The following is a 26256-nucleotide window of genomic DNA, read 5'->3' on the forward strand; positions in this document are numbered from 1 at the left end:
CCGCCAACACAACACAAAAAAAGGGCAAACAAAGAGGTTCGCCCCTACATTGACGACCTTTGACCACTTTAACTACTCTTTCCCGGTCATTCATCGCCGACGCTCTGAATGTACAAAAGAAGTGAACAGGGACCTCTGCAAAAGTCTTTTTACCGCGAAATAACCTTTTTCTTACATCGAACTCACGTTAATCCCAGATTACGCAATAGAAGAAATAAGAATGAATTTAATTCAGGCCTTCAGCCCTCCGAACAAGGTCCGGATGTCGATACCCCACCCTTGCGGGATGGTTCTGAAATAATTCGGGCTTTCAGCCTTTTCGGACAATGGTTAATGGTTATGCGTGGTACACACCGAATCATGTACCCGGCAAATAACCATTGACAACCAACAATTGAAAAACAGCCCTGAAAGGGCGAGATAATTCAGCCCAATGCGAAGCGGAAGCGAAGCGTTGGGGAAAAAGCAATATCCCCGTTGAGAGAGCTTAAGCCTGACGTAACCATTGTCGTACATTCGCACATCCATTATTAAATGGTAAACGCCGAACAATCTATCGCGTAATTTGGGATAATTAGTATTCAGCTATCAGTAGTCATAATGTTTATACCAGCCTTTATAACTCGTAATTTCATAATACGTCATTTTAAATTTGTAACTCTCCGCAAATTCTTATAGCTTTGCATGTGTGATTTGTATATTGCAGTTAACGAAACGAATACGCCTATGTTAGTCAAAACGTATGCCGCCGCCGTACATGGGATATCAGCCACGCTGATCACCATCGAGGTCAATTGTACGAAAGGGATTCAGTTCTTTCTGGTCGGCCTGCCCGATGTGGCCGTGCGCGAGAGCCATGAACGCATCGTCTCAGCTTTGCAGGTGAACGGTTATGCTTTTCCACGCAGCCGTGTGGTGATCAATATGGCGCCGGCCGACATCCGGAAGGAAGGCTCGGCCTACGATCTTCCGTTAGCGATCGGGATTCTTGCAGCCGCCGGCACTTTAAGCGACGAGCGTCTGAGCCGGTTCATGCTGATGGGCGAACTCTCGCTCGACGGCAGCCTGCAACCGATCAAAGGGGCGCTGCCCATTGCACTCAAGGCACATGAAGAAGGTTTTAAAGGACTGATCCTGCCAAAGCAAAACGCATGTGAAGCCGCTGTAACCGACGGATTGGAAGTGTATGGCGTAGACAATATCCGTGAAGTGATCGAATTCTTCAGCGGGCAGCGTGAGTTGGAGCGAACGACGGTTGATATGTACGATGATTTTTTTCGCCGACAGCAAGATGACGGGATGGATTTTTCGGATGTGCGCGGGCAGGAAAACGTCAAGCGTGCCCTTGAGGTAGCTGCAGCAGGCGGACATAATCTGATTATGATCGGCCCGCCGGGTAGCGGCAAGTCGATGCTCGCCAAGCGCCTGCCTACCATTCTTCCGCCCCTCACGTTGCAGGAGGCTTTGGAAACGACAAAGATCCATTCCGTAGCCGGAAAAACGGGCACGAACACGGGATTGTTGGCACGGCGTCCGTTTCGGGCACCGCATCATACCATCTCCGACGTTGCCATGGTGGGCGGTGGCACTTTTCCGCAGCCCGGAGAGATCAGCCTGGCGCACAACGGCGTGCTTTTTCTCGATGAATTGCCCGAGTTCAACCGCAGCGTCCTCGAAGTGCTTCGTCAGCCGCTCGAAGACCGGCATATCAGTATCTCGCGTGCACGTTTCGCCGTCGATTATCCTGCCAGCTTCATGCTCGTGGCCTCGATGAACCCTTGTCCATGTGGCTATTATAATCATCCGTCGCGGCCGTGTGTCTGCTCTCCGGGGGCTGTACTGAAATACATGAACCGGATTTCGGGCCCGTTGCTCGACCGCATCGATATACAGGTGGAGATTGTACCTGTACCGTTTGAAAAGATATCGGAGCAGCGGCCGTCGGAGCCGAGCGAGGCGGTGCGCGACCGTGTCATCAAAGCGCGCGAAATACAGAAACAACGCTTTGCCGGACATCAGAGTCTTTATTGCAATGCGCAGATGGGTACGAAAGATTTGCATCGGTATGCTGTGCCCGACACCGAGAGCCTCGCTCTCCTGAAAAACGCCATGCAACGACTCAATCTTTCGGCACGCGCTTACGACCGCATCCTCAAAGTATCGCGTACTATCGCCGACCTCGAAGGAGCAAACCGTATAAGAGCTCAGCATATTGCCGAAGCGATCGGATACCGCAATTTAGACCGCGAAACGTGGGGAGCATAGAGGATCTCTGCGTCTTCTATTTTTTTCCTTCCGAAATCAGTAAGAGTTTATCGCCTTCATGCAAGCGCAGAGTGCCGTTGGGAATTAGAAATTCGTCGTTACGTTTGACAATCATCACCAGTGTGCCGGGAGGCAGATTCATGTCGCGAAGGGTGTCAGCCTCTTCAAGCATCTCGGTCGTGACGGTTACCTCCGAAAGGTCCGATCCGATTTCTTCAGGCAATTCCACACCGAACTCGTTTCCGGTCTTTTCGAGTGGAGCGGAAAGCTTGAGAAAACGCGCTGCCTGTGAGAGGGTTGTTCCCTGAACAACAAGCGAGATGATCGTGATAAAGAAAACGATATTGAAAATCAGATCGGAATCCTCGATACCTGCTACGACAGGATAAGTCGCAAAGATAATGGGCACAGCTCCACGTAGTCCCACCCACGAGATAAAAAGTTTCGACCGCATTGCGATACGCCGGAAAGGGAGTAGACAAAGCATGACACTCACCGGGCGTCCGACAAAGATCATAAACAGCCCGATGAGCAGTGCGACGAGCGCCACATCGAGCATCTCATGCGGGTTGACAAGTAAGCCGAGCATGATGAACATGATAATCTGAAAAAGCCACGTAAGTCCGTCCATAAATGTGGCGATGTCGCGACGGTGCGGGATACGGCTGTTACCGATGATGATCCCGGTGATATAGACCGCAAGATAACCGTTGCCTCCCATCAGGTCGGTAGCCGAGAGCGTGAAGAAGGCTACGGCGATGAGCAGAATCGGATAGAGCGATTGGTTGTCGATGTTCAGTCGGTTCAGCATCTTTACCGCAATCCATCCGAGCATGTAACCGACTACACCACCAACCAGAAACTGCACGATAAACATCTGCACGATCCCTCCAAACCCTGTCCCGGAGCCTGCCTGTACAATCTGTATCAGTACGATGGTTAGCATATAGGCCATAGGGTCATTACTTCCGCTTTCGAGTTCGAGCATCGGACGCAGGTTGTTCTTGAGGTGCATCTTCTGTGAACGCAGAATGGCAAAGACCGATGCCGAGTCGGTCGATGACATCATGGATGCCAATAATAGCGAAGGGATAAATGCGAAATGGATGTTTGTCCAGCCCATGCCCGACAGCCACCAGACGAAGGTACCCGTAAGCAAAGCCGTAAGCAGCACTCCTGCCGTCGAGAGCACGGTTCCCGGGACAAGCACGGGGCGGATATCGGAAAAGCGCGTATCCATACCTCCTGAAAACAGGATGATACTTAACGCCACCATTCCAATGAACTGGGCAATGTACATGTTATTGAACTGTAAGCCCAACCCGTCGCTTCCGAAAAGCATTCCCACCAGCAGGAACAGTAACAAGGTAGGGACACCGAATTTATAGCCGGTCTTACCCATCAGAATGCTTACGAAAAGTAGGATGGAACCGATAAAAAGAAAATTGTCCGATGTAATATACTCCATAGTTGTCCGTCAGCAGTCGGTTACAGCCACTTCTTTCGTTTGAAGAACCAGAGAATACCCACGACGCAAAGCACCATCAGACTCAGGGAGAAACCGTAGCCATAGCGCCAGTCGAGTTCGGGCATCGTCTTGAAGTTCATCCCGTAGATACTTGCAATCAGCGTGGGAGGCATAAAGATGACGGACACGATCGTAAAGATCTTGATAATTTTATTTTGTTGGATGTTAACCAAACCAAGGAAGGTGTCCTGCATGTATTCAAGACGTTCGAAACTGAACCGGATATGTTCAAACAAAGAATTGATGTCTTTGATCAGGATGCTCATCTTTGCTTTTGCATCGGGCGGGAAGAGCACACTCTTGATCATATTCGAGCAGACGCGCTGCTTATCCACGATGTTCTCGCGGATAATCATCGTTCTTTCCTGCAGATTTTTGATGGAAATCAGGATTTCGTTGTCTACATCTTCTTCCGATTTCATTTGGTTACTGAGCTCTGCAATCTCGCGTGTCAGTTCCTCTATCAGGTCGGCATCATAATCGACACGTGTTTCGAGGAGCGTAGTCATAACGTGATATCCTGTGGGGTAATTGCGCGAGTTAGCGAAGATTTTGCGCGTCGTTTCGTTGAACGAGGGCAAATCCTGACTGCGCACCGAGACGAGGATGTTATTTTTAACAATGAACGAGACGGTCTCTTCCTCATAATTTTTCAACAGGAAGCGCGAATTAGCCACGAGCGAGTTTTCCGTTTCCATATACCGGGAACTGATCTCGATCTCTTCCATCTCTTCCTCTTCCTGAATGTAGATTTTGAGGAACTGTTCAAGGCGGCTCTCCGTCTCTTCAGGCATATCGTTCAGATCGATCCACAGTAAATGGTCCATAGGAACTTCTTTCAGGATTTCGATATCTTTCGACATTTTCAGCCGATTCTCCTCGCGATAAAAAATACGAATTTCCGCCATGATGTTAATGGTTTAAAGTTTGTTCTACATTGCATTCCTTACTTCTCAGATACGTATCCGTCATCTTCGTGAGCCGGACGAAGTCGTCAATGCCAAGCTGTTCCGGCCGCTTGTCGAAGATCATATCGGCATAATCGGGATAATCCTTGCCCAGCAAAGGCTTCATGGAGTTGCGCAGCGTTTTACGACGCTGATTGAACGATGTTTTTACGACTTTCTTATATAGCACTTCATCGCATCCTAAATCCATGCGACTGTTCCGCGTCATTCGTATGACAGCACTCTTGACCTTGGGTGGCGGATCGAAGACCTGTTCGCTCACTGTGAAGAGATATTCCACATCGTACCACGGTTGGATCAGCGCACTTAATATGCCGTATGTCTTACGTCCGGGCGAAGCCGCCAGCCTTTCGGCCACTTCTTTCTGAATCATTCCCGAACAGCATACCACACGGTCACGATGCTCCAGGACCTTGAAAAAGATCTGGCTCGAAATATAGTACGGATAGTTACCGATGACGCAGAAGGACGAGTCATAAAGACGTTCGAGGGGCATCGAGAGGAAATCTTCGTCGATAATGCGTCCGCTGAGCGCCGAAAAATGCGTGCGAAGGTAATCGATCGAAGCGTGATCGATTTCAACGACCGTCAGGTCATGCCCCGCAGCCAGCAGGAACTGAGTGAGCACACCCGTACCCGGCCCTACCTCCAGAACGGGTAAGCCGCGATATGCCGCCAGCGTTTCTGCGATACGCTGCGCAATCCCGAGGTCTTTGAGGAAGTGTTGCCCCAAAGACTTTTTCGGCCGGATAATCGTCATCTGTTCCCAATTTTTTTTGTTTTTTTATGAAGTCGCGGCAAAGATACGAAAAAAAATGGCTCATTTTTTCTTCCAGGCTAAAAAAACGGGATTATGTTGCACACCTTTTTCGGAAGATATGTTTTGACGAACTCCCCGAATTGCACTATCTTTGCCCTCTGAAATAAAGGTTTTTTATGGATTTCAGGGCAATCATCAACAAAACAGTCAAAATCATATTGCCGCTTACGTTGGGAATCTTACTGTTCTGGTATCTCTATCGGGAACAGGATTTCGGAGAGATGATGGAAGTGATCAGGCTGGGCGTGCGTTACGATATTCTTTTGTTTTCATTAATTTTCGGTCTGGGGGCGAATGTAGTGCGCGGTCTCCGGTGGGGCATGCTTATCGATGCGCTGGGTAAACGCGTGCGACGCCGCAATGTGGTTTTTGCCGTGTTAGGAAACTATGCCGTTAATATGGTACTGCCGCGTGTCGGCGAAATATGGCGTTGCGGAGTGACGGCGAAATACGAAAAAGTTTCTTTCACGAAACTGCTTGGTACTTTGCTCGTCGACCGGGTGATGGATACGCTGATGGTGGGGCTGTTGACGCTTTGTCTCTGTGTCTTTAATATCGGCTTTTTCCGTCATTTCTTTGCCGAAAACCCTCCGACGATTATTGCAACGCTTTATCTGCTGATCCGTTCACCTTGGACGTATGTCGGGTTGGCTGGGTCCGTCGTGGCACTTTGGTTTGTTTTTGTCAAGATGAGACATTTGACCATTGTGCGTAAAGTGAGAGATATGATCGGGAATGTTTGGGAAGGTATCCGAAGCCTTTGGAAAATGGAACACAAAGCGCGGTTTATTATCCAAACATTTGCCATCTGGGGAGGCTATTTTCTGTATTTCTACATCACTTTTTTTGCGTTCGACTTTACGCGTGATCTGGGCATTCGCATCGGGCTGATCGCTTTTGCCATGAGCAGTCTCGGTGTAGCAGTGCCGGTGCAGGGAGGAATCGGCGTGTGGCATTTCATGGTGATCTCGACGCTTGTCGCCTTCGGAGTAGGCGAGACAGATGCGGCCGCATTTGCATTAGTCGTCTTTACCATACAGTCGATTTGGGTCGTTCTTACCGGGCTGTTCGGTATCTTCGCTTTGCCGCTTGCGAATCGTAAAGAGAAATCGCCGGAGACACTTCCCGAATAACGAGGAGGCTTCTTTCTTTACTTTCTATTTCGAGGGTGATGATTGATAATCTCACGGCGCAGTGACTCACGATCAATATGCGTATATAACTCGGTTGTCGTGATTTTTTCATGCCCCAGCATCAATTGAATGGCACGTAGATTGGCTCCTCCTTCGAGCAGGTGGGTGGCGAATGAATGGCGGAATGTGTGGGGACTGATCGTCTTATGAATGCCGGCCGCTTCGGCCTGCGTACGGATGATATGGAAAACCATCATGCGGGTCAGACGGGCGCCCCGCCGATTCAGAAACAGGGTATCTTCAAAGCCTTTCTTGACAATCATCTCATTGCGATCGTAGAGGTATTTCCGGATTTCGTCCAGAGCTGTCTCCGAGATGGGTACGAGGCGCTGCTTGCTACCTTTTCCTTCTACTCGGATAAATTGCTCGTCGAAATAAACATCCGAATAATTCAAGCCGATCAGCTCCGAGACACGCAGCCCGCAACTGTAGAGCACTTCGAGCATGGCACGGTTGCGTTGTCCCGTAGGAGTCGACAGATCGATGGAGTCGAGTAGTCGGTTGATTTCGCCAAGGGTCAGGGTTTCCGGGAGCTTCATCCCGATTTTGGGCGCTTCGAGCAACTCGGTCGGGTCACTGCGCAAGTAGTCTTCGAGCATGAGAAAACGGTAGAACGATTTGATGCCGGAGATGATGCGCGCCTGTGAGCGTGCCGAGATGCCAAGGTCGTAAAGTTGCGCTACGAACTGTTGCAGGTCGGCATACTCAATTTGCAGAATCGGCCGCTGCTCTTCGTCCGCGAACCGAAACAGCTTCTTCAGGTCGTCCAGATACGCTTCTACGGTATTCTCCGACAGTCCTCTTTCAAGACGTAAGTAAGTCTTGTATTTCTCAACCGGGTCGTTTTTCTGATGATGGTTCATATTGAGAATCTCAAAAAAAGCACTACTTTTGTGCGTTGAAGAACGACAAAGATAGCATATTTTAATAAAAAACGTGGTGTGAAAAAGATTCAAATCATCAACGGACCTAATCTGAATCTGTTGGGGAAACGGGAGCCGAGAATCTACGGCGACGTCTCGTTCGAAGATTATCTGGAACAATTGAGGGCTGCTTATCCGCAATGTGAGATTGCCTATTTCCAGAGTAATAGCGAAGGCGACCTGCTCGATAAGATTCATGAAACGGGCTTCGTGTGCGACGGTATCGTGCTTAATGCGGGCGCATATACGCACACTTCGATCGCGTTGCACGACGCGATCAAGTCCATAACGGCGCCGGTGATTGAGGTACATATCTCGAATGTTTACGCACGTGAGGAGTTCCGGCATCGCTCGTTTCTCTCGTGCGTATGCAAAGGAGTTATTCTCGGATTTGGAATGGATTCATACCGATTAGCGGTGGAGGCGCTTAATAAATGATTAAACATACGAAAATAGTAGCGACGATCTCAGACCAGCGCTGTGACGTCGAATTTATCCGTTCGCTCTACAAGGCGGGGATGAATGTCGTGCGACTGAATACGGCGCACATGGATGAAGAAGGGTTGAATCGCGTGGTGATGAACACGCGCATGGTCTCCGGGCGGATCGGGATTCTGATCGACACGAAAGGGCCGGAGATACGTACCACAAAAACGCTTGCTCCGATCGAGTTCAAGGCGGGCGAACAAGTGATGATGAAGGGCAGTCCCGATACGGAGACAACGCACGAGTGCATTTGTGTTTCGTATCCCGATTTCGTCAAAGACTTGTCGATCGGCAGCGGTATCCTGATTGATGATGGTGACTTGGAGTTAAAGGTAATAAAGAAAGAGGCCGACCGGCTTGTCTGTGAGGTGCAGAATAATGCGATCTTGGGAAACCGAAAGAGTGTGAATGTGCCCGGGGTACGTATCAATCTGCCGTCGCTCACGGAAAAAGATAAAAAGAATATCGAATGGGCGATTGCCAACAAACTTGATTTTATTGCTCATTCATTTGTTCGAAATAAGAAAGACGTGCAAGCTGTGCAGCGCATCCTTGATGCCCACAAAAGTGCGATCAAGATAATTGCCAAAATAGAGAATCAGGAAGGTGTCGATAATATCGGCGAGATCCTTCAGGTGGCTTATGGCGTGATGATTGCACGAGGCGATCTGGGTATCGAGGTACCGGCTGAGCGGATACCGGGTATCCAGCGTATGCTGATCCGTAAATGCGTAGAGGCAAGACGGCCTGTGATCGTTGCTACCCAGATGTTGCACTCTATGATTAACAATCCTCGGCCGACACGTGCCGAAGTGACCGACATTGCCAATGCGATTTATTATCGTACCGATGCATTAATGCTCAGTGGAGAAACGGCCTACGGCAAGTATCCTGTTGAAGCGGTGAAGATGATGGCCAAAGTAGCGCGTGAAGCGGAAAAAACAAAACTCGCGGAAAACGATATCCGCATCCCGATTGAGGGTACTGAGATGGATGTGACATCGTTCCTGGCCGAGCAGGCCGTGAAGTCGTCGGCTAAATTAGGTGTTCGTGCGATTATCTCAGACAGTTATACGGGACGTACGGCACGTTATCTGGCTGCCTTCCGGGGGCGTGCGACCGTCTTTGCCATTTGCTATCGACAGGAGGTGATGCGGATGCTCTCGCTCTCGTACGGTGTTTGGGCTGTATTCCAGCCGTGGCAACCAAGCCGGCGCCAGTATTATTACGATGCCTTAAGTCAGTTGATCACAAGCAGTATGCTTACCGAACAGGATAAAGTTGCTTACCTGAGCGGCAGTTTCGGAGAAGGCGGCGGTACGACCTTCCTCGAGATTAACGACGTACACAAGGTGCTTCAAGGAGGAGAGGAGTACCAGTTACCGACGTTTTAATATCCGATACTACGGACGTGGGCATTAAAGATTATATCCTTGAACATAGCGATGCCGAGCCTCCCATGTTGGCGAGGCTCAATCGTGACGCTCATGTAAAACTACTTCGTCCGCGTATGATTGCGGGGCCGTTGCAGGGCCGCGTGCTGAAAATGTTTTGCCGCATGCTTCGTCCCAAACGAATCTTGGAGATCGGAACGTACACGGGATATGCTACGTTTTGCATGGCCGAAGGGATTGATGAGGATGCGATCATTCATACGGTCGAGATCAACGATGAGATGGAGCCGTTCTTCCGGCCCTATTTCGAGCAGTCGCCTGATAAGAAAAAGATACGTCCTCATTGGGGCGATATATGCGAAGTACTCCCGACACTCGACGAAATTTTCGACATGGTTTACATCGACGCTGATAAGCGTGACTATTGCATGTATTACGACCTGGTTTTTCCTTTGGTGCGTCCCGGCGGACTGATTCTTGCCGATAATACGCTCTGGTCGGGGAAGGTGGTAGAGGAGAAGGCTACTTCATCCGACACTCAGACTCAGGGCATTTTGACCTTTAATAAAAAAATAAAGGCCGATGAGCGAGTCGAGAAGGTAATCCTCCCCCTGCGCGACGGACTGACCCTGATCTGGAAAAAATAACGACAGGGAGATTGGCTGCACTTCTCCGTCTCAAGTCGGACACAAAAATCATCCGTATGTAGATCGTGCGTGAGGTTCTTAATTGGCGATACCGGGAAAGATGTTAGATGAACAACAGATATTCGATTATTTAAAGGAAGGGGATGAAGAAGCGTTTTCGTCTCTGTTCCGTAAATACTACAGGGATCTGGTGTTATTTGCCGGAACGATTCTTCCCGATCGGAAGGAACTTTGTGAAGATATCGTACAGAATGTGTTCACGGATTTGTGGAACCGACGTAACGAGAGAGTTATTAAAACTTCCATCAAAGGTTTTTTATTACGATCGGTTCGGAACGGCTGTTTAGATGAGTTGCGACATGATGGAGTTGTCAGGGTACACGCCGAATACATGGCTTTTTCAAGAATAGATCGTCATTGGGAAACAGAAGAATATATCTTACATTCCGATCTTGAAAACCGGCTGAGAAAGGGCTTGGACAGACTGCCTGAAGAATGTCGTAACGTATTTGTATTGAGACATATTAAGGGTTTAAAGAATAAAGAAATAGCAACAGAATTGCAGCTATCGGAAAGAACTGTTGAGGAGCGAATGGCCAAAGCATTGAAATTTCTGCGTCATTTTTGGTGAAGTAAAGAATTACGGATTACGAGAAATGTAGTTAATGTAGGGGCGGACCTCAGTGTTCGCCCTTTTTTGTGTTATGTCGGGGAATCCGAACGCAAATTTCGCAAATCAACGCAAACACATCATTGTATACGCCCTGTGGAGACGCAATGATTTGCGTCTCTACACCGTGTACCCGGCATGACAATTAACTATTGACAATTAAATTATGCTGTCCCAACCGAAGTGAGTTACCTGATTTTCCGACCTGCAAGCGTCGCGAGGGCATGTGAAGCGCACGAAGCCTTGACTTTTTGGTTACTTTTGGATCAAGCCCAAAATAATAGAAAGAGCGCTCTGAATGACAAAAGACTGAGCGAGACGGTACATCTCCCCTTCCCCCTTTGAAAGGGGGAAGGGATGAATGCCTTCAACATCTAAACAAATAAACAACTAAACATTTACTTGTCTTTTACAACTGATGAATCACCTTCATCATCTGTTCACCCAGTCCGATGGTATATCCCTGCGAGACGAAAACGACCCGTCCGAAGGTATCGGCAATGATAAAGATCGGGAGGCTGTCGGGATTCGAGAGTTTCATCGCGTCGGTAATCATACGCGAAATCTCGCCGTTCTCATCCGTTCCGAGCGTGATGGTCGAAGGTAATTCGCCGAACTCATTCCGGTCGAAAAGTTTAAAATTTTGTTCATTTTTGAAAAGCAGGATCATACTGCGATTCCATTGTTCAAAATCGGCCTTGAGTTTCGCAATATCACGCATGGCATGGTTCGTCGGCTCCTGACGTGCACCAAGAATACCGATGACGAAGTAACCGCGTCCCGTGGTGTTGAGGATTGTCGTTTCCTCACCTTTCTCGGTACGATACTTCGCTTCGGCATTGATGTTTCCGATCACTTGAATATCGGCATCGTCGTGACGCATCACAAGGTCGACCGTCGTTTTCTTCTCTGCTTCGATGGGGAAGAAGCTCAGACGTGCCAACACCTTCCCGCTGGCCATACGCGTACCGCTGACAAGCAGGTAATTTCCTTCGTCCAACCGTAACGAGAAAGGCGATTGCAGCAGGTCTTTCCATGTATCGCCCGCCCCCATGTCGGCTTCCGTTTCAAAGTTCAGCGTCTGCAACCGGGCATCGTCCTTCAGCCGGGCAATCGTGAAATGACTATAGTACTTCGGATTGTCGAGCCCTCTGATCGGCTGATAACCGGCCGAGAGTTCTCCCTGCGAAGCATTCGCCTGACCGACGGCCGCCTCGAAATCGACGTCGAGCCATCCGCGGCAGTAATATTGGACCTTGCCGGTGACCGATTCGATACGTGCAGGGATGCCCAAACTGCGTGCCACAGCGACGAAAAAGATATTGCGTGAATGTGTATCGGCTATGCGCGCCTTCCAGACCCCTATAGGCATTATCGGGATACGTTGCGGATTCAGGTCGTTGCGCACAGTGATATGTTGTTTCACCCATTCGACTAATGCTTGCGGATTCTTGCGTGCCTCGGTTGCTAATGAAGCATCGATTCGCTCGGCGAAAAACTTCTTGTAAGGTGTCAGATACTCATTCCATATACGCGGATTCATAACGAAAAAATAGAAGAGGCTCTCAAGTTCCGAGGGAGCCTTAGAGACGGTCTTCTTTATTTCGTAAAGATTCTCCGGGATCTTCGGTGTATTGTCTAAATGATCGAGCAGGACGTCGGCGGGAGTATCGCGCAAATCTTTCTCGGAAATTCTATACAGCAGGAAGATCGCCTCGATCGGCACGCTTCCGGGTTGGGCTCCGGCCATCTCGGAGTAGATATCTTTGTGGTTGACCGATTCGCGGAGGAATTTCTCTATTTCTGCATGGTTTCCGCGGCTTTTCCGCATGATTTCCTTCAGTTCGTGATTGGGCACCGACAGTTCTTTTGCCAATGCAACAGCCATCGTGTCCGTAAAGAAAGTTGCGACGTAACGGTTTCGAATCTCGTCTTCCTCGTGCATCCGTCGGGCGTTTTCTTCTTTTTGTTCGTCAGTCACCTCACTCTCGGCAGCGATTGTACCTTCTACCGGCGGTACGATATCGAGTTCGACAGTTGCCGTGTCGCCCGGTGTTTTATCGAGGGTAATCGTTACCTCATCATCTTTCCCGAACGATACCTTATGATACCCAAACCGTCCGTCTTTCGTAGCCCATACAAGCATATCGCCTTTCCCGGCAGAGAGCGAGCACCGGCCTTCATCGTCGGTCTTCTTACGCGCCACGGAATAAAACTCGGCATAGTTATACAACTTGAACTCCACCAGCGCGTCTTCTACCGGTTTGCCTTCGCTGTCCGTCACGGTTACAACGGTCTTGCCGGTCGGTGCATAATGATCGATGACATTGATTTCCGTATAACATGCCGTCTGTTCCATCACCTCTTCCGGGCCGTTATACGCTCCGAATGCTTTGGTATGCATCAGCATGCCGCGATACGCCGGAGCGTTGAACCAGCCCAGGTTAAGTACGGGTTCAGGCTCGCAGGCACCCAGAAAATACCACTTGCCGTTGACCCACGCCTCGACCCACGCATGGTTATCGTCGGTATGGGCCCAGCGAGGCGTATACACCTGACGGGCAGGTATGCCGACCGAACGCAGAGCAGCCACCGTAAACGTAGACTCTTCACCGCAACGGCCATACGCCGTGCGTACCGACGCAAGCGGCGAGCTGGTGCGTGCATCCGACGGCATGTAAACAACTTTCTCGTGACACCAGTGATTGACCTCCAACACGGCATCGCGCAGCGACAAACCTTTTACACGATCTTTCAACTCCTCGTAAAACACCATCCGGCTCTCGTCTAAATTCTCGTTATTGACCCGCACGGGAAGCACGAAATGACGGAAAATCATTTCGGGAATATCTTTGCCCCAAGGCATCTCCTTGCGTGCAGCAAACGACGAACGCACGTTCTTCAGATAAAATTGCCCGTCGTAGTCGGCAATGTCGCCCACCGGCATGTAGGCATACAAGAACTGCATGGCCTCGCGTTCGGGCACAGTCATCTCCGTATCAAAAACGGCAAACAGGGACGAGTCGGCAAATAACTCGGCTTTCGCATCGAAATCTTTCGACACTTGATCTCGGTAAGTAGAATCGGTGATAAAATGTTCGGGCTTCTTGCATCCGAAAGTCACACACATCATCATGATTGCTCCGGCAATAAATCGATTTGCTTTCATAGTTATTTTATTTAATTTATACTCCGGCAATGCCGGCAACGTTATTGAATCGGCCAAAGGTACGAATATTTTCAGCATCGCCGGCCATAACATACCGACGATTTGCCTGTCCATCGCCAGAAAACAGATCATGCTACACGGACGAATAACATCTTCTCCTTATTTGAATCTCTTCAGAAGTGCTTTCCGTTTGTGCCTGCGTTCATCATAGCTCCGCTTAATCTCTATCCCCCGGGAAAAACAGGGTTCCATTTCCCACCCCATACATTCAATATATTTCCTCAACACATAACGATACAATTCATCTTCCACATCGAACCGGGTGAGGTTATCGAGGCACTCATATACCGTAAAATTTCGCCCGAGGGCTTTGAAGCGCATCCGGTTCGTATCGATCAGAGAAAAGGTATGATGCCCGTCTTCGCGTGTGCGGAACAGCACATTCGTCGGGTTCAGATCGCCGTGCAGAATGCTCTTTTGATGCAATGCGGCCACCAGCGCTGCAAAACCGTTAGCAATTATACGATCGAAAGGTCGCTGTGCGACAAGACGCTCGTAGATAGCCGGCGCACCATCTTCTTCCGCAAGAAAATAGCAGTAAGAAAGCAGCCCCATCCGACGTTGTTCGAGATAGGCAATCTCGTGCGGCGTACCAAAGCCGCGATGACGCAAAACAGCTGCATAGAGGTAAGCACGTTGAGCTTTTGTTTTCCTGAAAAATCCATAGATGATCCGCTGAATCAGGATCGGTTTTTTGAAACGTTTCACGACCACAGGACGTCCCGAAGGCAACACGAAACGTTTTACCTGATTGCGTTTGTCGTAAAGCATCTCTCCTTCTCCATTAAATACCATCGGCAGTCGCTTCAGAAAAGTTTCAACCTCATCGCCGGAATACGCCGGATGAATCGCGAATCTCATGCCTTATTCAGATAGTCGTTTATCTTTCGAACAATTTGCTCGGCTGTAATTTGCGACAGACAAGCCCAGTCGCCACGATGACAAGGTTTATTTCCATACGTCGAGCATGGCCGACAAGGCAGGTCGGCCTGTATCGCCAAGTCGTAAGGCTGTTTGTAGCCATAAAACCCGGCATACGGGTGGGTGGCTCCCCAAATGGAGATCACCTTCGTCCCGACGAGCGAAGCAAAGTGCATATTCGCCGAATCCATGCACAAAAAAGCATCCAGACGACTGATCAACGCCAACTCCTGATCGAGCCGGAACTTCCCAACCATGTTCCGGGTGTTCGGATATTGAAACTCCCACTGATCCAGAATCGCCTCTTCATAGCCTTTTCCGCCGAACAGGAAGATCGTCACGTCGTTTTGTCCTGACAGGGCTTTAACCACTTCTTCCATCTCGTCGGTAGGATAAATCTTCCCGCGATGCTTGGCAAACGGCGCAATGCCGATCCATTTATCTTTCTTCTCACCGGCCATGGATGCAATCAATGTATCATTGACAGGGTGTTGCTCGTCGTACAAAGAAACAAACGTATCGGTAAAATGGAATCCGGCAGCCCGAAACACATCGGCATAACGCGCCGATACGGGACGCAAAGGACGGATAGTCTTCGGGGGTCTGCCGGTCAGGTATTTCCGTTCCTCCCTTATCTTATCAACTCGATATACCGGCTTACGCTGCAACCGAAAGGTAAAATCGATCACCCTGCTGCGAATGACATTATGCAAATCGAGAATCTTATCGAACTTATACCCGGTCAGGGCAAAGGCAAAGCGCAACACGCCCCACAGCGTCTTTTCCGTACTGTGCGTGTTAAGGCCGATGATTTGTACATTTTCGGGACGATGGATGAAAATCGGTATCAGGAATGATTGGGTCAGTACGGTAAACGAATCCTGAGGATTTGCCCGCGCCACCGAATAAATGACAGGGATGGTCATCGCCACGTCACCGATTGCCGATAATCTTATGATCAATACTTTTGCCATTCTCTTGTGTCAAAAATCATACGCTCAGCACAAAGATACGATACTAAATCGACTCGTGCAAGTTTTCACCGCCCAGAACACGCTCGATTACGACAGGGTAATGCGCATATTCGAGGGCATGCACTTTGGCCGCCACATCTTCGGGTGTATCGGTCGGCGTGACCGGACAACGCGCCTGAAAAACAGCTTGTCCTTCATCATACCGGTCATTGATATAATGGATGGTAATCCCTGATTCCGTATCGCCCGCGGCCACGACAGCCTGATGCACGCGCATGCCGTACATACCTTTTCCACCATGTTTGGGGAGCAAGGCCGGGTGAATATTGAGAATTTTTTCCGGATAAGCATGTAAAATGACATCCGGAATCTTCTTCAAAAAACCCGCCAACACAATAAAATCGGCAGCATCTTCGGTCAATTTTTTCAAAACGGGGGTGCCATCCGCAAAACTTTCTTTCGGAAAAGTCACGGAAGGAATTCCCAACCGTTTTGCACGATGATGTACCCCGGCAGAAGCATTTTCGGAATACACAGAAATCACTTCAACTATCTTATTATCACGAAAATATTGTATAATATTCTCTGCATTTGTTCCATCGCCCGAGGCGAAAATAACGATCCTTTTCATAGCCTTTTCAAAAACGAGAAATGCACAAAAAACATAAAAATGTGCAATATTCGGCTTTTTTTGCTTTAAAAATTTGTTCTGTAAGATAAAAAATTCTTTCCTTTGCACTGCAAAAATAGAAAGTATTGCAAAAACAGTATTCATTTAAATTAAAAAATTATGTCTGATGTAGCATCTCGCGTAAAAGCGATTATTGTTGACAAATTGAGTGTTGAAGAATCGGAAGTAACAAACGAAGCAAGCTTCACGAATGATTTGGGAGCAGACTCTCTTGACACGGTGGAGTTAATCATGGAATTTGAAAAAGAGTTTGGCCTTTCTATTCCGGATGACCAGGCTGAAAAAATCTCTACGGTAGGAGACGCTATTGCTTATATTGAAGCAAACGCGAAGTAATCTGCTTTTTATTCAGTATGGAATTAAAAAGAGTAGTAGTAACGGGTCTCGGTGCTCTTACTCCTGTCGGCAACAACGCCGCGGAAACGTGGGAATCGTTGCAGAAGGGAGTAAGCGGCGCAGGGCCTATTACTCAATTTGATGCATCCAAGTTCAAGACACAATTTGCCTGCGAAGTCAAAGGATTCGATCCGTTGCAGTACTTCGACCGGAAAGAAGTACGTAAGTACGACCGGTATGCACAACTCTCGCTCGTCGCAGCGACCGAAGCCGTGACCGACTCGGCATTGGACTTGGAAAAGGAAGACTTGAACCGGATTGGAGTGATTTTTGCCGCCGGTATCGGAGGTATCCGTTCGTTCGAAGACGAAGTACGGGACTACGATCCGGAACGCGGACCACGCTTTAATCCTTTCTTTATACCTAAAATTATCGCAGATATTGCCGCCGGTCATATCTCGATGAAATATGGTTTCAGAGGCCCGAACTTTGCAACGGTTTCGGCATGTGCTTCCTCGACGAATGCCATTGCCGACGCGTTCAATTATATCCGTTTAGGCAAAGCTAACGTGATCGTGGCCGGAGGTGCCGAAGCTGCCATCGCCATCGTGGGCGTGGGAGGTTTCAACGCCATGAATGCGCTCTCGACACGTAATGATTCGCCCCAGACGGCTTCCCGTCCGTTCAGTCAAAGCCGCGACGGTTTCGTCATCGGAGAAGGAGCAGCTTGTCTGATCCTCGAAGAGATGGAACATGCTCTGGCACGCGGTGCGAAGATTTACGCCGAAGTAGCAGGAGCAGGTCTCTCGGCAGACGCTTACCATCTCACGGCAAGCCATCCCGAAGGATTAGGCGCGAAGCTGGTGATGCGAAATGCGCTGGAAGATGCAGAAATGAAACCGGAAGAAATCGACTATATCAACGTACATGGCACGTCTACTCCTGTGGGCGACATATCCGAAGCAAAAGCCATCAAGGATGTCTTCGGTGAACATGCCTACAAGCTGAATATCAGCTCGACAAAATCAATGACTGGTCACCTTTTAGGTGCTGCCGGCGCGTTGGAAGCCACAGCCGCTGTGTTGGCCGTACGCGATGATATCGTTCCTCCGACCATCAATCATGTCGAGGGCGACGACGATCCGGAGATCGATTATAAACTGAACTTTACGTTTAACAAAGCACAGAAACGCGTGGTACGGGCTGCATTATCCAACACGTTCGGATTTGGTGGGCACAATGCCAGTGTAATTGTGAAAAAATTTGAAAAATAGACGTGTGTTTGTTCTTTCAACGACTAAAAAGGCTCTTTATTCCTCGGAATAAAGAGCCTTATCTGTCTTTATCCCAACTGTTGGGATTCCATCCGAACAATGTAAAACTCTACGAACAGGCGCTAACACACCGCTCGTCGCACTTACCCGACGGTAAACGTCCGTGCAATAACGAACGACTCGAATTTCTTGGCGATGCCATCCTCGGAGCAACTGTGGCCGATATTCTATACAAACATTTTCCGAACAAAAAAGAAGGTTTTCTGACCAGCGTACGCTCTAAAATCGTACAGCGCGAAACCTTGAACCGTATAGCCCTCGAAATGGGGCTCGACAAGATGACCGTTGCCTCCATTCGCCCAAACTCTCACAACAACTATGTATATGGCAATGCACTCGAAGCGCTGATCGGAGCCATCTATCTGGATCACGGATATCGGAAATGTTTCAAGTTTGTCAAGGAACGAATGATCGGTCATTATCTGTCGCTGGAAAAATTAGCCCGCAAAGAGATGAACTTTAAATCAAATCTGCTGGAGTGGGGACAAAAAGAGAAATTAAGAATTGATTTCGAACTCACGGACACATACTCAGACAAAAACAAAAACCAAATATTCCATACCGCTGTATCGGTTGGAGGTAATCCGTTAGGTACAGGCACAGGCTACACAAAGAAAGAGTCGCAACAAGCAGCTGCCAAGAAAGCGATTCGAAAAATTCGCACAGATAAAAACGTGCAAAGCCTGATCGCCGAACTGAAACGCCAGTCTTCACCCGAACCCGAGGAAACTCCTATCCACGAAGAGTAACGCTTTCCCCGTACTGTTTTTGTAGGAAATCACTGAGCATTTATTTCCTAGAAACAAATTCGTTACAATACGTCTATCCCTAAATTTTGGATAGCATTCTTTTACCCTGACTAACCATCAGGTCATTGCTGTCGGATAAAAATGATCCTGTCCTAAAAAAGTGTGTAAAGTAGATTTTTATTCATTGTTGTCCGATAAAAAGACACTATTTCTTTCGAAAACAACTTTTATCGGACAGCATTGATTCTATTGGTTAAAAAAATAGATAATTGATGGATAACACTTTATCAACCTATTCAATGCTTGAGCGCAAAAAACATTTAGGACATTATTGCGGATAGCTATATTTTAGCCCGTGTTATTACAAATACGAACTTGGAGAAAGTTGGCTATGCAACCTTGCCTGATTTATATCTCGAATGGAATAGAAAATAGGAATCGTCGTATGCGGAATCGCATCTACTACGGTGGTGTAAGAGATCGGATAATGATAATAGGAGGAAAACGACCTTCGCCATTTTCCTCCTACTTGATTGCTTGTTTCAAGCAGACAGTTGGATTAGTCTAACTGCGGTCCCGAAGGGATCAATGCCTTAGCAGCATCGTTGTCGCAGTACTGCTCGAAGTTCTTGATGTACATCGCGGCCAGTTTCTTGGCTTTGGCTTCCCACTCGGCAGCGTTGGCATAAGTCGTACGCGGGTCGAGGATATCGGATACCTTTTCCAGTTTGGCCGGAATGGTGAGGTTCATAATCGGAATGTGTTTTGTTTCCGCTTTCTCGATTGAGCCGTCGATGATGGCATCGATGATGGCACGGGTATCTTTCAGCGAGATCCGTTTTCCGGTGCCGTTCCATCCCGTGTTTACCAAGTATGCTTTGGCGTTGTGCTTACTCATCTTTTCCACCAGACGTTTGGCGTACATCGTGGGGTGAAGCGTGAGGAACGCTTCGCCGAAAGCGGGCGAGAAGGAAGGTTGCGGTTCGGTGATGCCGCGCTCGGTTCCGGCCAGTTTCGAAGTGAATCCGCAGAGGAAGTGATACTGCGCCTGATTGTTGTCGAGGATCGATACCGGAGGCAATACGCCGAAGGCGTCGGCCGAGAGGTAGATGATCTTGTCGGCATGTCCGGCACGCGAAGGCAACACGATCTTATTGATGTGGTAGATCGGGTAGGAAACACGGGTGTTTTCGGTCGTCGAGCCATCGGCGTAGTCGATGTTGCCTTGGTCGTCCACCGTTACGTTTTCGAGCAGTGCGTCGCGACGGATGGCGCGCCAGATGTCCGGTTCGTTTTCTTCGCTCAGGTTGATCACCTTCGCGTAGCAACCGCCTTCGTAGTTGAACACACCGTGGTCGTCCCAGCCGTGCTCGTCGTCGCCGATGAGGTAGCGTTTCGGGTCGGCCGAAAGGGTGGTTTTACCCGTTCCGGAGAGTCCGAAAAATATGGCCACGTCGCCGCCCTTGCCCACGTTTGCCGAGCAGTGCATCGAAGCGATGCCGCGCAGGGGCAGATAGTAGTTCATCAGTGAGAAGATACCTTTCTTCATCTCACCGCCGTACCAAGTACCGCCAATCACCTGTATTCTTTCGGTCAGGTCGAACAGAGTGAAGTTTTCGGAGTTCAGTCCGTGCTCCTGCCATTTGTCGTTGGTTGTTTTCGAACCGTTCAAGCAAACGAAATCGGGTTCGCCGTAGTGCGCCAGTTCGTAGTGCGAAGGACGGATGAACATGTTGGTTACGAAGTGAGCCTGCCAGGCTACTTCCATCACAAAACGCACTTTCAGGCGAGTGTCTTCGTTCGTTCCGCAGAAAGTATCCACCACGTAAAGTTTTTTCGCTTTCGAGAGCTGTTCAACCACGCGGCTTCTGCAGTAATTGAACGCTTCCTTCGTACACGGACGGTTGATGGTGCCGTCCCACCAGAGGGTATCTTTGGTAACGTCGTCTTTTACAAAATATTTGTCTTTAGGCGAACGGCCGGTGAATTTACCGGTGTAAACAGCGGTGGCGCCGCTTTTGGTGAGTTTTGCCTTTTCGAATCCTTCGTTGGACGGATTCATCTCATCCTGAAACAATACTTCGTACGACGGATTGTGTACAATTTCGAAATTGCCTTTGATGCCGTACTTGCTTAAATCTAAATTTGCCATTTTACGTTTAAGAATTAATTGATTAAATATTATATAATGTTCTTTTTCTCTTTGTTTTATTCTTGTCAGGAATGATAACCTCTTCCTTATTCGGGTTACAAAAGTACGATGATTTTTCGGAATAGACGATTCAATTAAAGAAATTTTTCTCTATTTCTGATTTGTTTTTGAAGATGCAGATTGATTTTGTCATATTTACCTGTCGGATATCTCTTCTTCCGAAAGTTGGCCTTGTGTTATTTTCTTCGTTCGCCTACGATCAGGAAGGTTTCGTCTTTGACCGCATCGGGGAGAAGGATACCGCGTAACTGGAGGCTTCGTACCCAACCGGCGACTTCCTCTTCACGCAGGGTGTAGAGGACTTCTCGAAATTCTTCGACAGCGTTATCGGAATAAGCGTCCGACGGTGTACCGCGATAAGCGTCCAGCTCTTCATCGTCATAATATTCGACAGTTCGGCTGACGGCTGCCAGCAGGCTATCCCGTTCGCACAATTCATGCTGCCCGCAACATTCTGAGGAAGCAGCGACATCAGTCGACGGCTCATCGTCGTCAACGTGCTCAATCTCGCCGCGCTCATACCTGCGGCGTCGCACATACCTTTCCCATTGTCCCAGTCCTGCGGCAATCAATCCCAGTACAACGATACTTAACAGAATATACCACATAATCACCATTCCATTTATTTTATCTATCCGATTAAGAGTTTGTTTGAAATCCAGCGGTTTGAAGATCGTCCCAAAAGCAGGGATAGCTTTTTGACACGACTTCGGGGTTTGCGATCCTGATCCCTTCTTTCCGCCACAGCGCGACAGGAGCAAAGGCCATCGCCATCCGATGGTCGTCGTAAGTAGCGATGACCGGTTCCGGCTCGGCTTCGCATCGGCTGCCATCCCATTCAAGGACCTTCCCGTCGTGCTCTGTAAGCATGACGCCGAGTTTGCGCAGTTCCGTCTGTAACGCTGTCAATCGGTCGGTTTCTTTGATCCTCAGACTCTGCAACCCGCTCAACCGAAAAGGAATGCGCAGCACGGCACAAGTCACGGCAAGCGTCTGAGCCATATCGGGGATGCGCACACAGTCGTAGTCGAAGCGGCCCGGCAGGGTAACGGCACGTCGCGTAAGCCTGACACGCCCTTCGGATGTAAAGTCAGTGTATACGCCGAACGACCGGAAGAGCGACGCGATGGTTGCATCACCCTGCAAGCTGTCGGGAAGCAATCCGAGCAGTTCCATCTCGACCGGCGTTTGCGACAGAGCCGCTATTTCGTACCAATAGGAGGCCGCGCTCCAGTCGGCTTCGACCGTAAAGGGTATGGGACGAACAGTCTGCGGACGGACGGTAAATGTCTGCCCTTCTTCTTCGACGGCGATACCGAATTGCCGCATAAGCGCGATTGTCAAGCGGAGATACGGTTCGGAGACAAGCGTGCCCGTCAGGTGCAGACGTATTCCGTGCCTCGTGGCGGGAGCTATCATCAGCAGGGCGGAGATATATTGAGAGCTGACGCCTGCGTCGAGGGTTACTTCTCCTCCGCTCAAGCCTCTGCCGGTAATCTTCAGCGGTGGACAGCCTTCTTTTTCCAGATAATCAACCTCCGCGCCGAGCGTACGCAGGGCATCGACCAGTATGCGGATAGGTCGGTTACGCATCCGATCCGTTCCGGTGAGTGTCCGACAGCCGGTTCGGGAAGCGAAGTAGGCCGTGAGAAAGCGCATGGCAGTGCCGGCGGCCCGAAGGTCTACGGTCTCACAGTCGGTACGTAGCGCATCGAGCATCACAGCCGTATCGTCACTGTCGGAAAGATTGTACAGTGGCTGCGGAGCGGGAGATAAAGCATTGAGTATCGCCACGCGATTGCTGATGCTTTTGGAGGCCGGCAAGGAGATCGTCGCACAGATGTTATTGTTGGGGGCTTTGACTGTTACATCCATAATCGACCGCAAAATTACACAATTCTTCGTAACGATATCGAGGGTTAAGCAGGTGTTGGGATAAGGGTTTGTTTAATTTGTGTTAAATCGACACTTTTGAGCATCTAAAGAATGTGAATTCGGAGAATTTATCTTAGTTTTGCAGTCCGTATTCAGGACGCATGGGAAAGATGTGACGAAGCTATTGGAAGACATATAAATAAATATAAATTTAACAACACGCATCATGAACAAAAAGATTTTTCTGCCATTCCTTGCAATGGCCGTAATTTTTGCATTGACTTCCTGTTCAGGGAAGTTGAAGCCGTTATCAACTGACTATATCAAAGCTGATCCTCAGCCGCTCGAAGTAGTGGGCGGTCAGGTGCCTGTCACCATCAACATTGCCTATCCGGCGAAGTGGTTTAACAAAAACGCCGTAGTGACGATTACGCCGGTGCTGCGTTATGCTACCGGCGAGACTTGGGGAACGGCTTATACTTATCAAGGAGAAAAAGTAAGAGCCAATAACCCGACGATACCGTACGGTACGGGAGGGAATGTGACGATGAAGTCGTCGTTCAAATACAAACCGGAGATGAAAAAGTCGGCGCTGTACCTGACATTCGATGCTAAGATTAAAAATAAGGTAGTGCGTCTGCCGGACATCAAGATTGCCGACGGGATTATAGCCACATCGGCGCTTGCCAATGCGGCAACTGCTAATCCGGTAGTCGGAGCAGACAAGTTTCAACGCATCATTAAAGAAGCTCACAACGCAAATATCCTGTTCCTGATTCAACAAGCCGAACTTCGTTCGAATGAACTGAAAAAGAACGAGCTGAGTGACTGGAAAGACCGGATCAAAAGTGCCAATGACGCTCCCAACCAGAATGTATCGGTTGAAGTTTCTGCTTATGCATCGCCCGATGGCGGCTTGAAACTGAACGAAACGCTGGCTGAGAAACGCGAAGCCAATACGACGCGCTATGTGAAGGGTGAATTGAAAAAGCAGAAAATCGACATCCCCGTTGATGCCAATTACACCGCGCAGGACTGGGAAGGCTTCAAGGAGCTGGTATCAAAATCGAACTTGCAGGACAAGGATTTGGTCCTCCGCGTATTGTCGATGTACAAAGATCCGGAAGAACGTGAACGCGAGATCAAGAACATCTCGTCCGTATTCAAATCGCTGGCCGACGAGATTCTGCCACAGCTGCGCCGCTCACGTCTGACGGCCAATATCGAAATCATCGGTAAGTCGGACGAAGAAATCAGCCGTCTGGCTCAGGCAGACCCCAAAGCGCTGAATGTGGAAGAGCTGCTGTATGCCGCTACCCTGACGGATAACGACACGGATAAGGAAGCCATCTATACGAAAGCCAGCCAGCAATTTCCGGACGACTACCGTACATGGAACAATATCGGGATGCAGCGTTTCTATGCGGGCGATCTGAAGAAAGCAGAAGAGATGTTTAATAAATCGAACAGTGTGAAGCCGAACAGTGAGGCGAACATCAACCTCGGTCTCATCGCCCTCACGAGAGGAGAGAAGGAAAAAGCTCAGCAACTGATTGGCGGCGCTTCGGACGTAGCCGGGCTGGGCGAAGCGCTGGGCATCCTTTACCTTGAACAGGGCGACTATGCGAAGGCGGTCAGCTCGTTCGGCGCGGCGAAGACGAACAATGCCGCTTTGGCTCAACTTATGACGAAGGATTATAGCAAGGCTTCGCAAACACTCAATGCGGTGACGCGCCCGGATGCCGTAACGGATTATCTGAAAGCCGTCGTAGCCGCGCGTACCAACGATACGGATGGCGTGATCAACAATCTGAAAGCCGCGATCGGTAAAAAACAGTCGCTGGCCAAAGAGGCAGCCAACGATCTCGAATTTGCGAAATACGCAACGAACTCGACTTTTATAGACGTGATTCGATAATCGTTTTGTTTTTATACCCAAAGGGCGGCGAAATCTTGAAAAAGGATTTTACCGCCCTTTATTATTCCAAACCGTATGAAAAAGTACTTTTTATTGATCTGTACACTCTGCATGATCACAGCCTGCAACCAGAAAACGGGCAAAGCAAGGCAGGACAACGCGGCCGAGCAAGATTCGACGAGCTTGTCCGACGAAGGATTACGTTCTTTGTATACCGACTGGAAAGTCATCGACCAAAAAGATTACACCATCCGCTATCCGAAAGACTGGATGCGGAAAACCGATGTGGAAGGGTCGGAGTTTTTCATCTATTCTCCGCAAACAGATGCCGACGATCAGTTCCGGGAAAATATCTCGCTCGTTACCGAGAACCTGAAAGGCACGGGATATGACCTCGACCAGTATGTCAAGGCCGCCCTGAAGATGCTTCGGGAAAACATCATTGAGAGCAAGCGCATCCAACGTGCCGGACGCGACTGCCAAATGGTCGTCTATACCCAAAATTTTCCGGAGAAGTTCACGACCAAAAACGAACTATATATCTGGGTAAAAAATGGAAAAGCATACATGCTCGCTTTCAGCTATGTAATCGCGGACGATAATCCCGCACAATCGGCCGGAAGGGAAATTCTGCGCACTTTCGTACTCAAATAGCGGATAGAACTATATGTATCCGTAACCGGCATTTGCAAAAAAAAGCGAAGATGACCATTAAACGAGTATGTCTTATTTATTTTTTGAGGGGAAAATCGTACGCGAATGCCCACAAACGGATCATACCGGCCAAAACGCAGACATGAAAATGAGATAAACAGATCAAGTATGGCAAGAATATACGATAATATAGAAACTAAATTTGCAGAAGGGCTGCAGGGGATTATTACCAATGCAGGAGTAAAGCGTGTGGACTTTTGCGTAGGATATTTCAACAAGATTCTTGCCATTCATTATGGCTTTACCGAAAGAGGCGCTGGACTTTATCATTAACTACGACATCACGTACCGTATGGGTGACGAGCTGAATGAAGAATAAAAGATATAATCATGATGGAATCAAACAGAGACGACAATATGCTCATCTACAGGTCGGAAGATGGAAAAATCAAGATAGATGTCCGATTCG

The 26256-nt window shown here is 48.9% G+C and carries 23 protein-coding genes; 12 read left to right on the forward strand and 11 right to left on the reverse strand.

The annotated features are described in order from the left end of the window. Positions 1 to 726 precede the first annotated feature (726 nt). On the forward strand, positions 727 to 2265 hold the full coding sequence (locus tag ACTTKA_RS07765; protein ID WP_442724584.1) for a YifB family Mg chelatase-like AAA ATPase: 1539 nt from the start codon (positions 727 to 729) through the stop codon (positions 2263 to 2265). A gap of 16 nt (positions 2266 to 2281) precedes the next feature. Here ACTTKA_RS07765 and ACTTKA_RS07770 read toward each other — a convergent pair whose 3' ends face one another. The 3 genes from ACTTKA_RS07770 to rsmA are packed head-to-tail and all read right to left on the reverse strand — an operon-like array spanning position 2282 to position 5521. Next, positions 2282 to 3733: a potassium/proton antiporter gene (locus ACTTKA_RS07770; RefSeq protein ID WP_442724585.1), complete on the reverse strand. Its 1452-nt coding sequence runs from the start codon at positions 3731 to 3733 to the stop codon at positions 2282 to 2284. 20 nt (positions 3734 to 3753) lie between these two features. Next, entirely contained in the window at positions 3754 to 4701 is a 948-nt protein-coding gene (corA, locus tag ACTTKA_RS07775; protein WP_442714788.1) for a magnesium/cobalt transporter CorA, read from the reverse strand. Positions 4702 to 4705: 4 nt separating this feature from the next. Next, positions 4706 to 5521, reverse strand: coding sequence for a 16S rRNA (adenine(1518)-N(6)/adenine(1519)-N(6))-dimethyltransferase RsmA (rsmA, locus tag ACTTKA_RS07780; RefSeq protein WP_442724586.1), 816 nt, complete (start codon positions 5519 to 5521; stop codon positions 4706 to 4708). 176 nt (positions 5522 to 5697) lie between these two features. Here rsmA and ACTTKA_RS07785 point away from each other — a divergent pair, with 176 nt between their 5' ends. Continuing rightward, positions 5698 to 6714 carry a lysylphosphatidylglycerol synthase transmembrane domain-containing protein gene (locus tag ACTTKA_RS07785; RefSeq protein ID WP_442724587.1) on the forward strand — a complete coding sequence of 339 codons (1017 nt, stop codon included), beginning with the start codon at positions 5698 to 5700 and terminating at the stop codon, positions 6712 to 6714. Positions 6715 to 6731: 17 nt separating this feature from the next. Here the strand turns inward: ACTTKA_RS07785 and xerD are convergent, their stop codons facing one another. Beyond that, on the reverse strand, positions 6732 to 7637 hold the full coding sequence (gene xerD, locus ACTTKA_RS07790) for a site-specific tyrosine recombinase XerD (protein WP_442724588.1): 906 nt from the start codon (positions 7635 to 7637) through the stop codon (positions 6732 to 6734). A 78-nt stretch (positions 7638 to 7715) separates the two neighbouring features. On the opposite strand from xerD, the gene aroQ reads away from it, so the two are divergent. The 4 genes from aroQ (at position 7716) to ACTTKA_RS07810 (ending at position 10855) form a co-directional block, all read left to right on the forward strand. Continuing rightward, positions 7716 to 8135, forward strand: a complete 420-nt coding sequence (gene aroQ / locus ACTTKA_RS07795; protein WP_442724589.1) for a type II 3-dehydroquinate dehydratase — start codon at positions 7716 to 7718, stop codon at positions 8133 to 8135. Further along, on the forward strand, positions 8132 to 9577 hold the full coding sequence (pyk, locus tag ACTTKA_RS07800; protein ID WP_442714793.1) for a pyruvate kinase: 1446 nt from the start codon (positions 8132 to 8134) through the stop codon (positions 9575 to 9577). Before aroQ ends, pyk begins: the two co-directional genes overlap by 4 nt. A gap of 17 nt (positions 9578 to 9594) precedes the next feature. Then, positions 9595 to 10224, forward strand: a complete 630-nt coding sequence (locus ACTTKA_RS07805) for an O-methyltransferase (protein ID WP_442724590.1) — start codon at positions 9595 to 9597, stop codon at positions 10222 to 10224. A gap of 100 nt (positions 10225 to 10324) precedes the next feature. After that, on the forward strand, positions 10325 to 10855 hold the full coding sequence (locus tag ACTTKA_RS07810; protein WP_442724591.1) for an RNA polymerase sigma-70 factor: 531 nt from the start codon (positions 10325 to 10327) through the stop codon (positions 10853 to 10855). A 448-nt stretch (positions 10856 to 11303) separates the two neighbouring features. Here the strand turns inward: ACTTKA_RS07810 and ACTTKA_RS07815 are convergent, their stop codons facing one another. The 4 genes from ACTTKA_RS07815 to purN all read right to left on the reverse strand — a co-directional run bounded on the left by ACTTKA_RS07815 (position 11304) and on the right by purN (position 16649). Then, positions 11304 to 14063 (reverse strand): transglutaminase domain-containing protein, encoded by a 2760-nt coding sequence (locus tag ACTTKA_RS07815; protein WP_442724592.1) that lies wholly within the window; start codon positions 14061 to 14063, stop codon positions 11304 to 11306. Positions 14064 to 14222: 159 nt separating this feature from the next. After that, the gene (locus ACTTKA_RS07820; protein WP_442724593.1) at positions 14223 to 14984 is read right to left on the reverse strand and encodes a lipopolysaccharide kinase InaA family protein; all 762 of its coding nucleotides are present in this window, start codon (positions 14982 to 14984) and stop codon (positions 14223 to 14225) included. Next, positions 14981 to 16018 carry a glycosyltransferase family 9 protein gene (locus ACTTKA_RS07825; RefSeq protein ID WP_442724594.1) on the reverse strand — a complete coding sequence of 346 codons (1038 nt, stop codon included), beginning with the start codon at positions 16016 to 16018 and terminating at the stop codon, positions 14981 to 14983. Before ACTTKA_RS07825 ends, ACTTKA_RS07820 begins: the two co-directional genes overlap by 4 nt. Positions 16019 to 16061: 43 nt before the next feature. Further along, a complete protein-coding gene (gene purN / locus ACTTKA_RS07830; protein WP_442724595.1) occupies positions 16062 to 16649 on the reverse strand; it encodes a phosphoribosylglycinamide formyltransferase in 588 nt (195 codons plus the stop codon). Positions 16650 to 16808: 159 nt separating this feature from the next. Here purN and ACTTKA_RS07835 point away from each other — a divergent pair, with 159 nt between their 5' ends. From ACTTKA_RS07835 to rnc, 3 genes are read left to right on the forward strand one after another with little or no spacing between them, the layout of a single operon-like run. Beyond that, a complete protein-coding gene (locus ACTTKA_RS07835; RefSeq protein ID WP_014224504.1) occupies positions 16809 to 17045 on the forward strand; it encodes an acyl carrier protein in 237 nt (78 codons plus the stop codon). Positions 17046 to 17062: 17 nt separating this feature from the next. After that, on the forward strand, positions 17063 to 18319 hold the full coding sequence (gene fabF, locus ACTTKA_RS07840; RefSeq protein WP_442714936.1) for a beta-ketoacyl-ACP synthase II: 1257 nt from the start codon (positions 17063 to 17065) through the stop codon (positions 18317 to 18319). An 8-nt stretch (positions 18320 to 18327) separates the two neighbouring features. Further along, the gene (rnc, locus tag ACTTKA_RS07845) at positions 18328 to 19128 is read left to right on the forward strand and encodes a ribonuclease III (RefSeq protein ID WP_442724596.1); all 801 of its coding nucleotides are present in this window, start codon (positions 18328 to 18330) and stop codon (positions 19126 to 19128) included. 559 nt (positions 19129 to 19687) lie between these two features. Here the strand turns inward: rnc and pckA are convergent. The 3 genes from pckA to ACTTKA_RS07860 form a co-directional block, all read right to left on the reverse strand. Next, positions 19688 to 21280 carry a phosphoenolpyruvate carboxykinase (ATP) gene (gene pckA / locus ACTTKA_RS07850; RefSeq protein WP_442724597.1) on the reverse strand — a complete coding sequence of 531 codons (1593 nt, stop codon included), beginning with the start codon at positions 21278 to 21280 and terminating at the stop codon, positions 19688 to 19690. A 236-nt stretch (positions 21281 to 21516) separates the two neighbouring features. Continuing rightward, a complete protein-coding gene (locus ACTTKA_RS07855) occupies positions 21517 to 21948 on the reverse strand; it encodes a phospholipase (protein ID WP_074449644.1) in 432 nt (143 codons plus the stop codon). Positions 21949 to 21979: 31 nt separating this feature from the next. Further along, entirely contained in the window at positions 21980 to 23215 is a 1236-nt protein-coding gene (locus ACTTKA_RS07860) for a 3-phosphoshikimate 1-carboxyvinyltransferase (RefSeq protein ID WP_442724598.1), read from the reverse strand. A 226-nt stretch (positions 23216 to 23441) separates the two neighbouring features. Between ACTTKA_RS07860 and ACTTKA_RS07865 the strand changes: the two genes are divergently transcribed. The 3 genes from ACTTKA_RS07865 to ACTTKA_RS07875 all read left to right on the forward strand — a co-directional run bounded on the left by ACTTKA_RS07865 (position 23442) and on the right by ACTTKA_RS07875 (position 26120). Beyond that, complete coding sequence (locus ACTTKA_RS07865) at positions 23442 to 25133, forward strand: tetratricopeptide repeat protein (RefSeq protein ID WP_442724599.1); 1692 nt, start codon at positions 23442 to 23444, stop codon at positions 25131 to 25133. A 75-nt stretch (positions 25134 to 25208) separates the two neighbouring features. Beyond that, a complete protein-coding gene (locus tag ACTTKA_RS07870) occupies positions 25209 to 25787 on the forward strand; it encodes a hypothetical protein (protein ID WP_014224356.1) in 579 nt (192 codons plus the stop codon). 168 nt (positions 25788 to 25955) lie between these two features. Next, positions 25956 to 26120 (forward strand): hypothetical protein, encoded by a 165-nt coding sequence (locus tag ACTTKA_RS07875; RefSeq protein ID WP_442724600.1) that lies wholly within the window; start codon positions 25956 to 25958, stop codon positions 26118 to 26120. The last annotated feature ends 136 nt before the right edge of the window (positions 26121 to 26256 follow it).

The sequence above is a fragment of the Tannerella sp. genome, assembly GCF_052170195.1.
Taxonomy (GTDB): Bacteria; Bacteroidota; Bacteroidia; order Bacteroidales; family Tannerellaceae; genus Tannerella.

Bases quoted from the DNA above. Each gene is read 5' to 3' on its own strand.
- ACTTKA_RS07770 (WP_442724585.1), bottom strand. From the start codon at position 3,733: ATGGAGTATATTACATCGGACAATTTTCTTTTTATCGGTTCCATCCTA.
- ACTTKA_RS07815 (WP_442724592.1), bottom strand. From the start codon at position 14,063: ATGAAAGCAAATCGATTTATTGCCGGAGCAATCATGATGATGTGTGTG.
- ACTTKA_RS07835 (WP_014224504.1), top strand. From the start codon at position 16,809: ATGTCTGATGTAGCATCTCGCGTAAAAGCGATTATTGTTGACAAATTG.
- purN (WP_442724595.1), bottom strand. From the start codon at position 16,649: ATGAAAAGGATCGTTATTTTCGCCTCGGGCGATGGAACAAATGCAGAG.
- ACTTKA_RS07820 (WP_442724593.1), bottom strand. From the start codon at position 14,984: ATGAGATTCGCGATTCATCCGGCGTATTCCGGCGATGAGGTTGAAACT.
- fabF (WP_442714936.1), top strand. From the start codon at position 17,063: ATGGAATTAAAAAGAGTAGTAGTAACGGGTCTCGGTGCTCTTACTCCT.
- ACTTKA_RS07865 (WP_442724599.1), top strand. From the start codon at position 23,442: ATGAACAAAAAGATTTTTCTGCCATTCCTTGCAATGGCCGTAATTTTT.
- ACTTKA_RS07875 (WP_442724600.1), top strand. From the start codon at position 25,956: ATGGCAAGAATATACGATAATATAGAAACTAAATTTGCAGAAGGGCTG.
- rsmA (WP_442724586.1), bottom strand. From the start codon at position 5,521: ATGACGATTATCCGGCCGAAAAAGTCTTTGGGGCAACACTTCCTCAAA.
- ACTTKA_RS07860 (WP_442724598.1), bottom strand. From the start codon at position 23,215: ATGGATGTAACAGTCAAAGCCCCCAACAATAACATCTGTGCGACGATC.
- ACTTKA_RS07825 (WP_442724594.1), bottom strand. From the start codon at position 16,018: ATGGCAAAAGTATTGATCATAAGATTATCGGCAATCGGTGACGTGGCG.
- ACTTKA_RS07870 (WP_014224356.1), top strand. From the start codon at position 25,209: ATGAAAAAGTACTTTTTATTGATCTGTACACTCTGCATGATCACAGCC.
- ACTTKA_RS07765 (WP_442724584.1), top strand. From the start codon at position 727: ATGTTAGTCAAAACGTATGCCGCCGCCGTACATGGGATATCAGCCACG.
- ACTTKA_RS07785 (WP_442724587.1), top strand. From the start codon at position 5,698: ATGGATTTCAGGGCAATCATCAACAAAACAGTCAAAATCATATTGCCG.
- pyk (WP_442714793.1), top strand. From the start codon at position 8,132: ATGATTAAACATACGAAAATAGTAGCGACGATCTCAGACCAGCGCTGT.
- xerD (WP_442724588.1), bottom strand. From the start codon at position 7,637: ATGAACCATCATCAGAAAAACGACCCGGTTGAGAAATACAAGACTTAC.
- corA (WP_442714788.1), bottom strand. From the start codon at position 4,701: ATGGCGGAAATTCGTATTTTTTATCGCGAGGAGAATCGGCTGAAAATG.
- ACTTKA_RS07810 (WP_442724591.1), top strand. From the start codon at position 10,325: ATGTTAGATGAACAACAGATATTCGATTATTTAAAGGAAGGGGATGAA.
- pckA (WP_442724597.1), bottom strand. From the start codon at position 21,280: ATGGCAAATTTAGATTTAAGCAAGTACGGCATCAAAGGCAATTTCGAA.
- ACTTKA_RS07855 (WP_074449644.1), bottom strand. From the start codon at position 21,948: ATGTGGTATATTCTGTTAAGTATCGTTGTACTGGGATTGATTGCCGCA.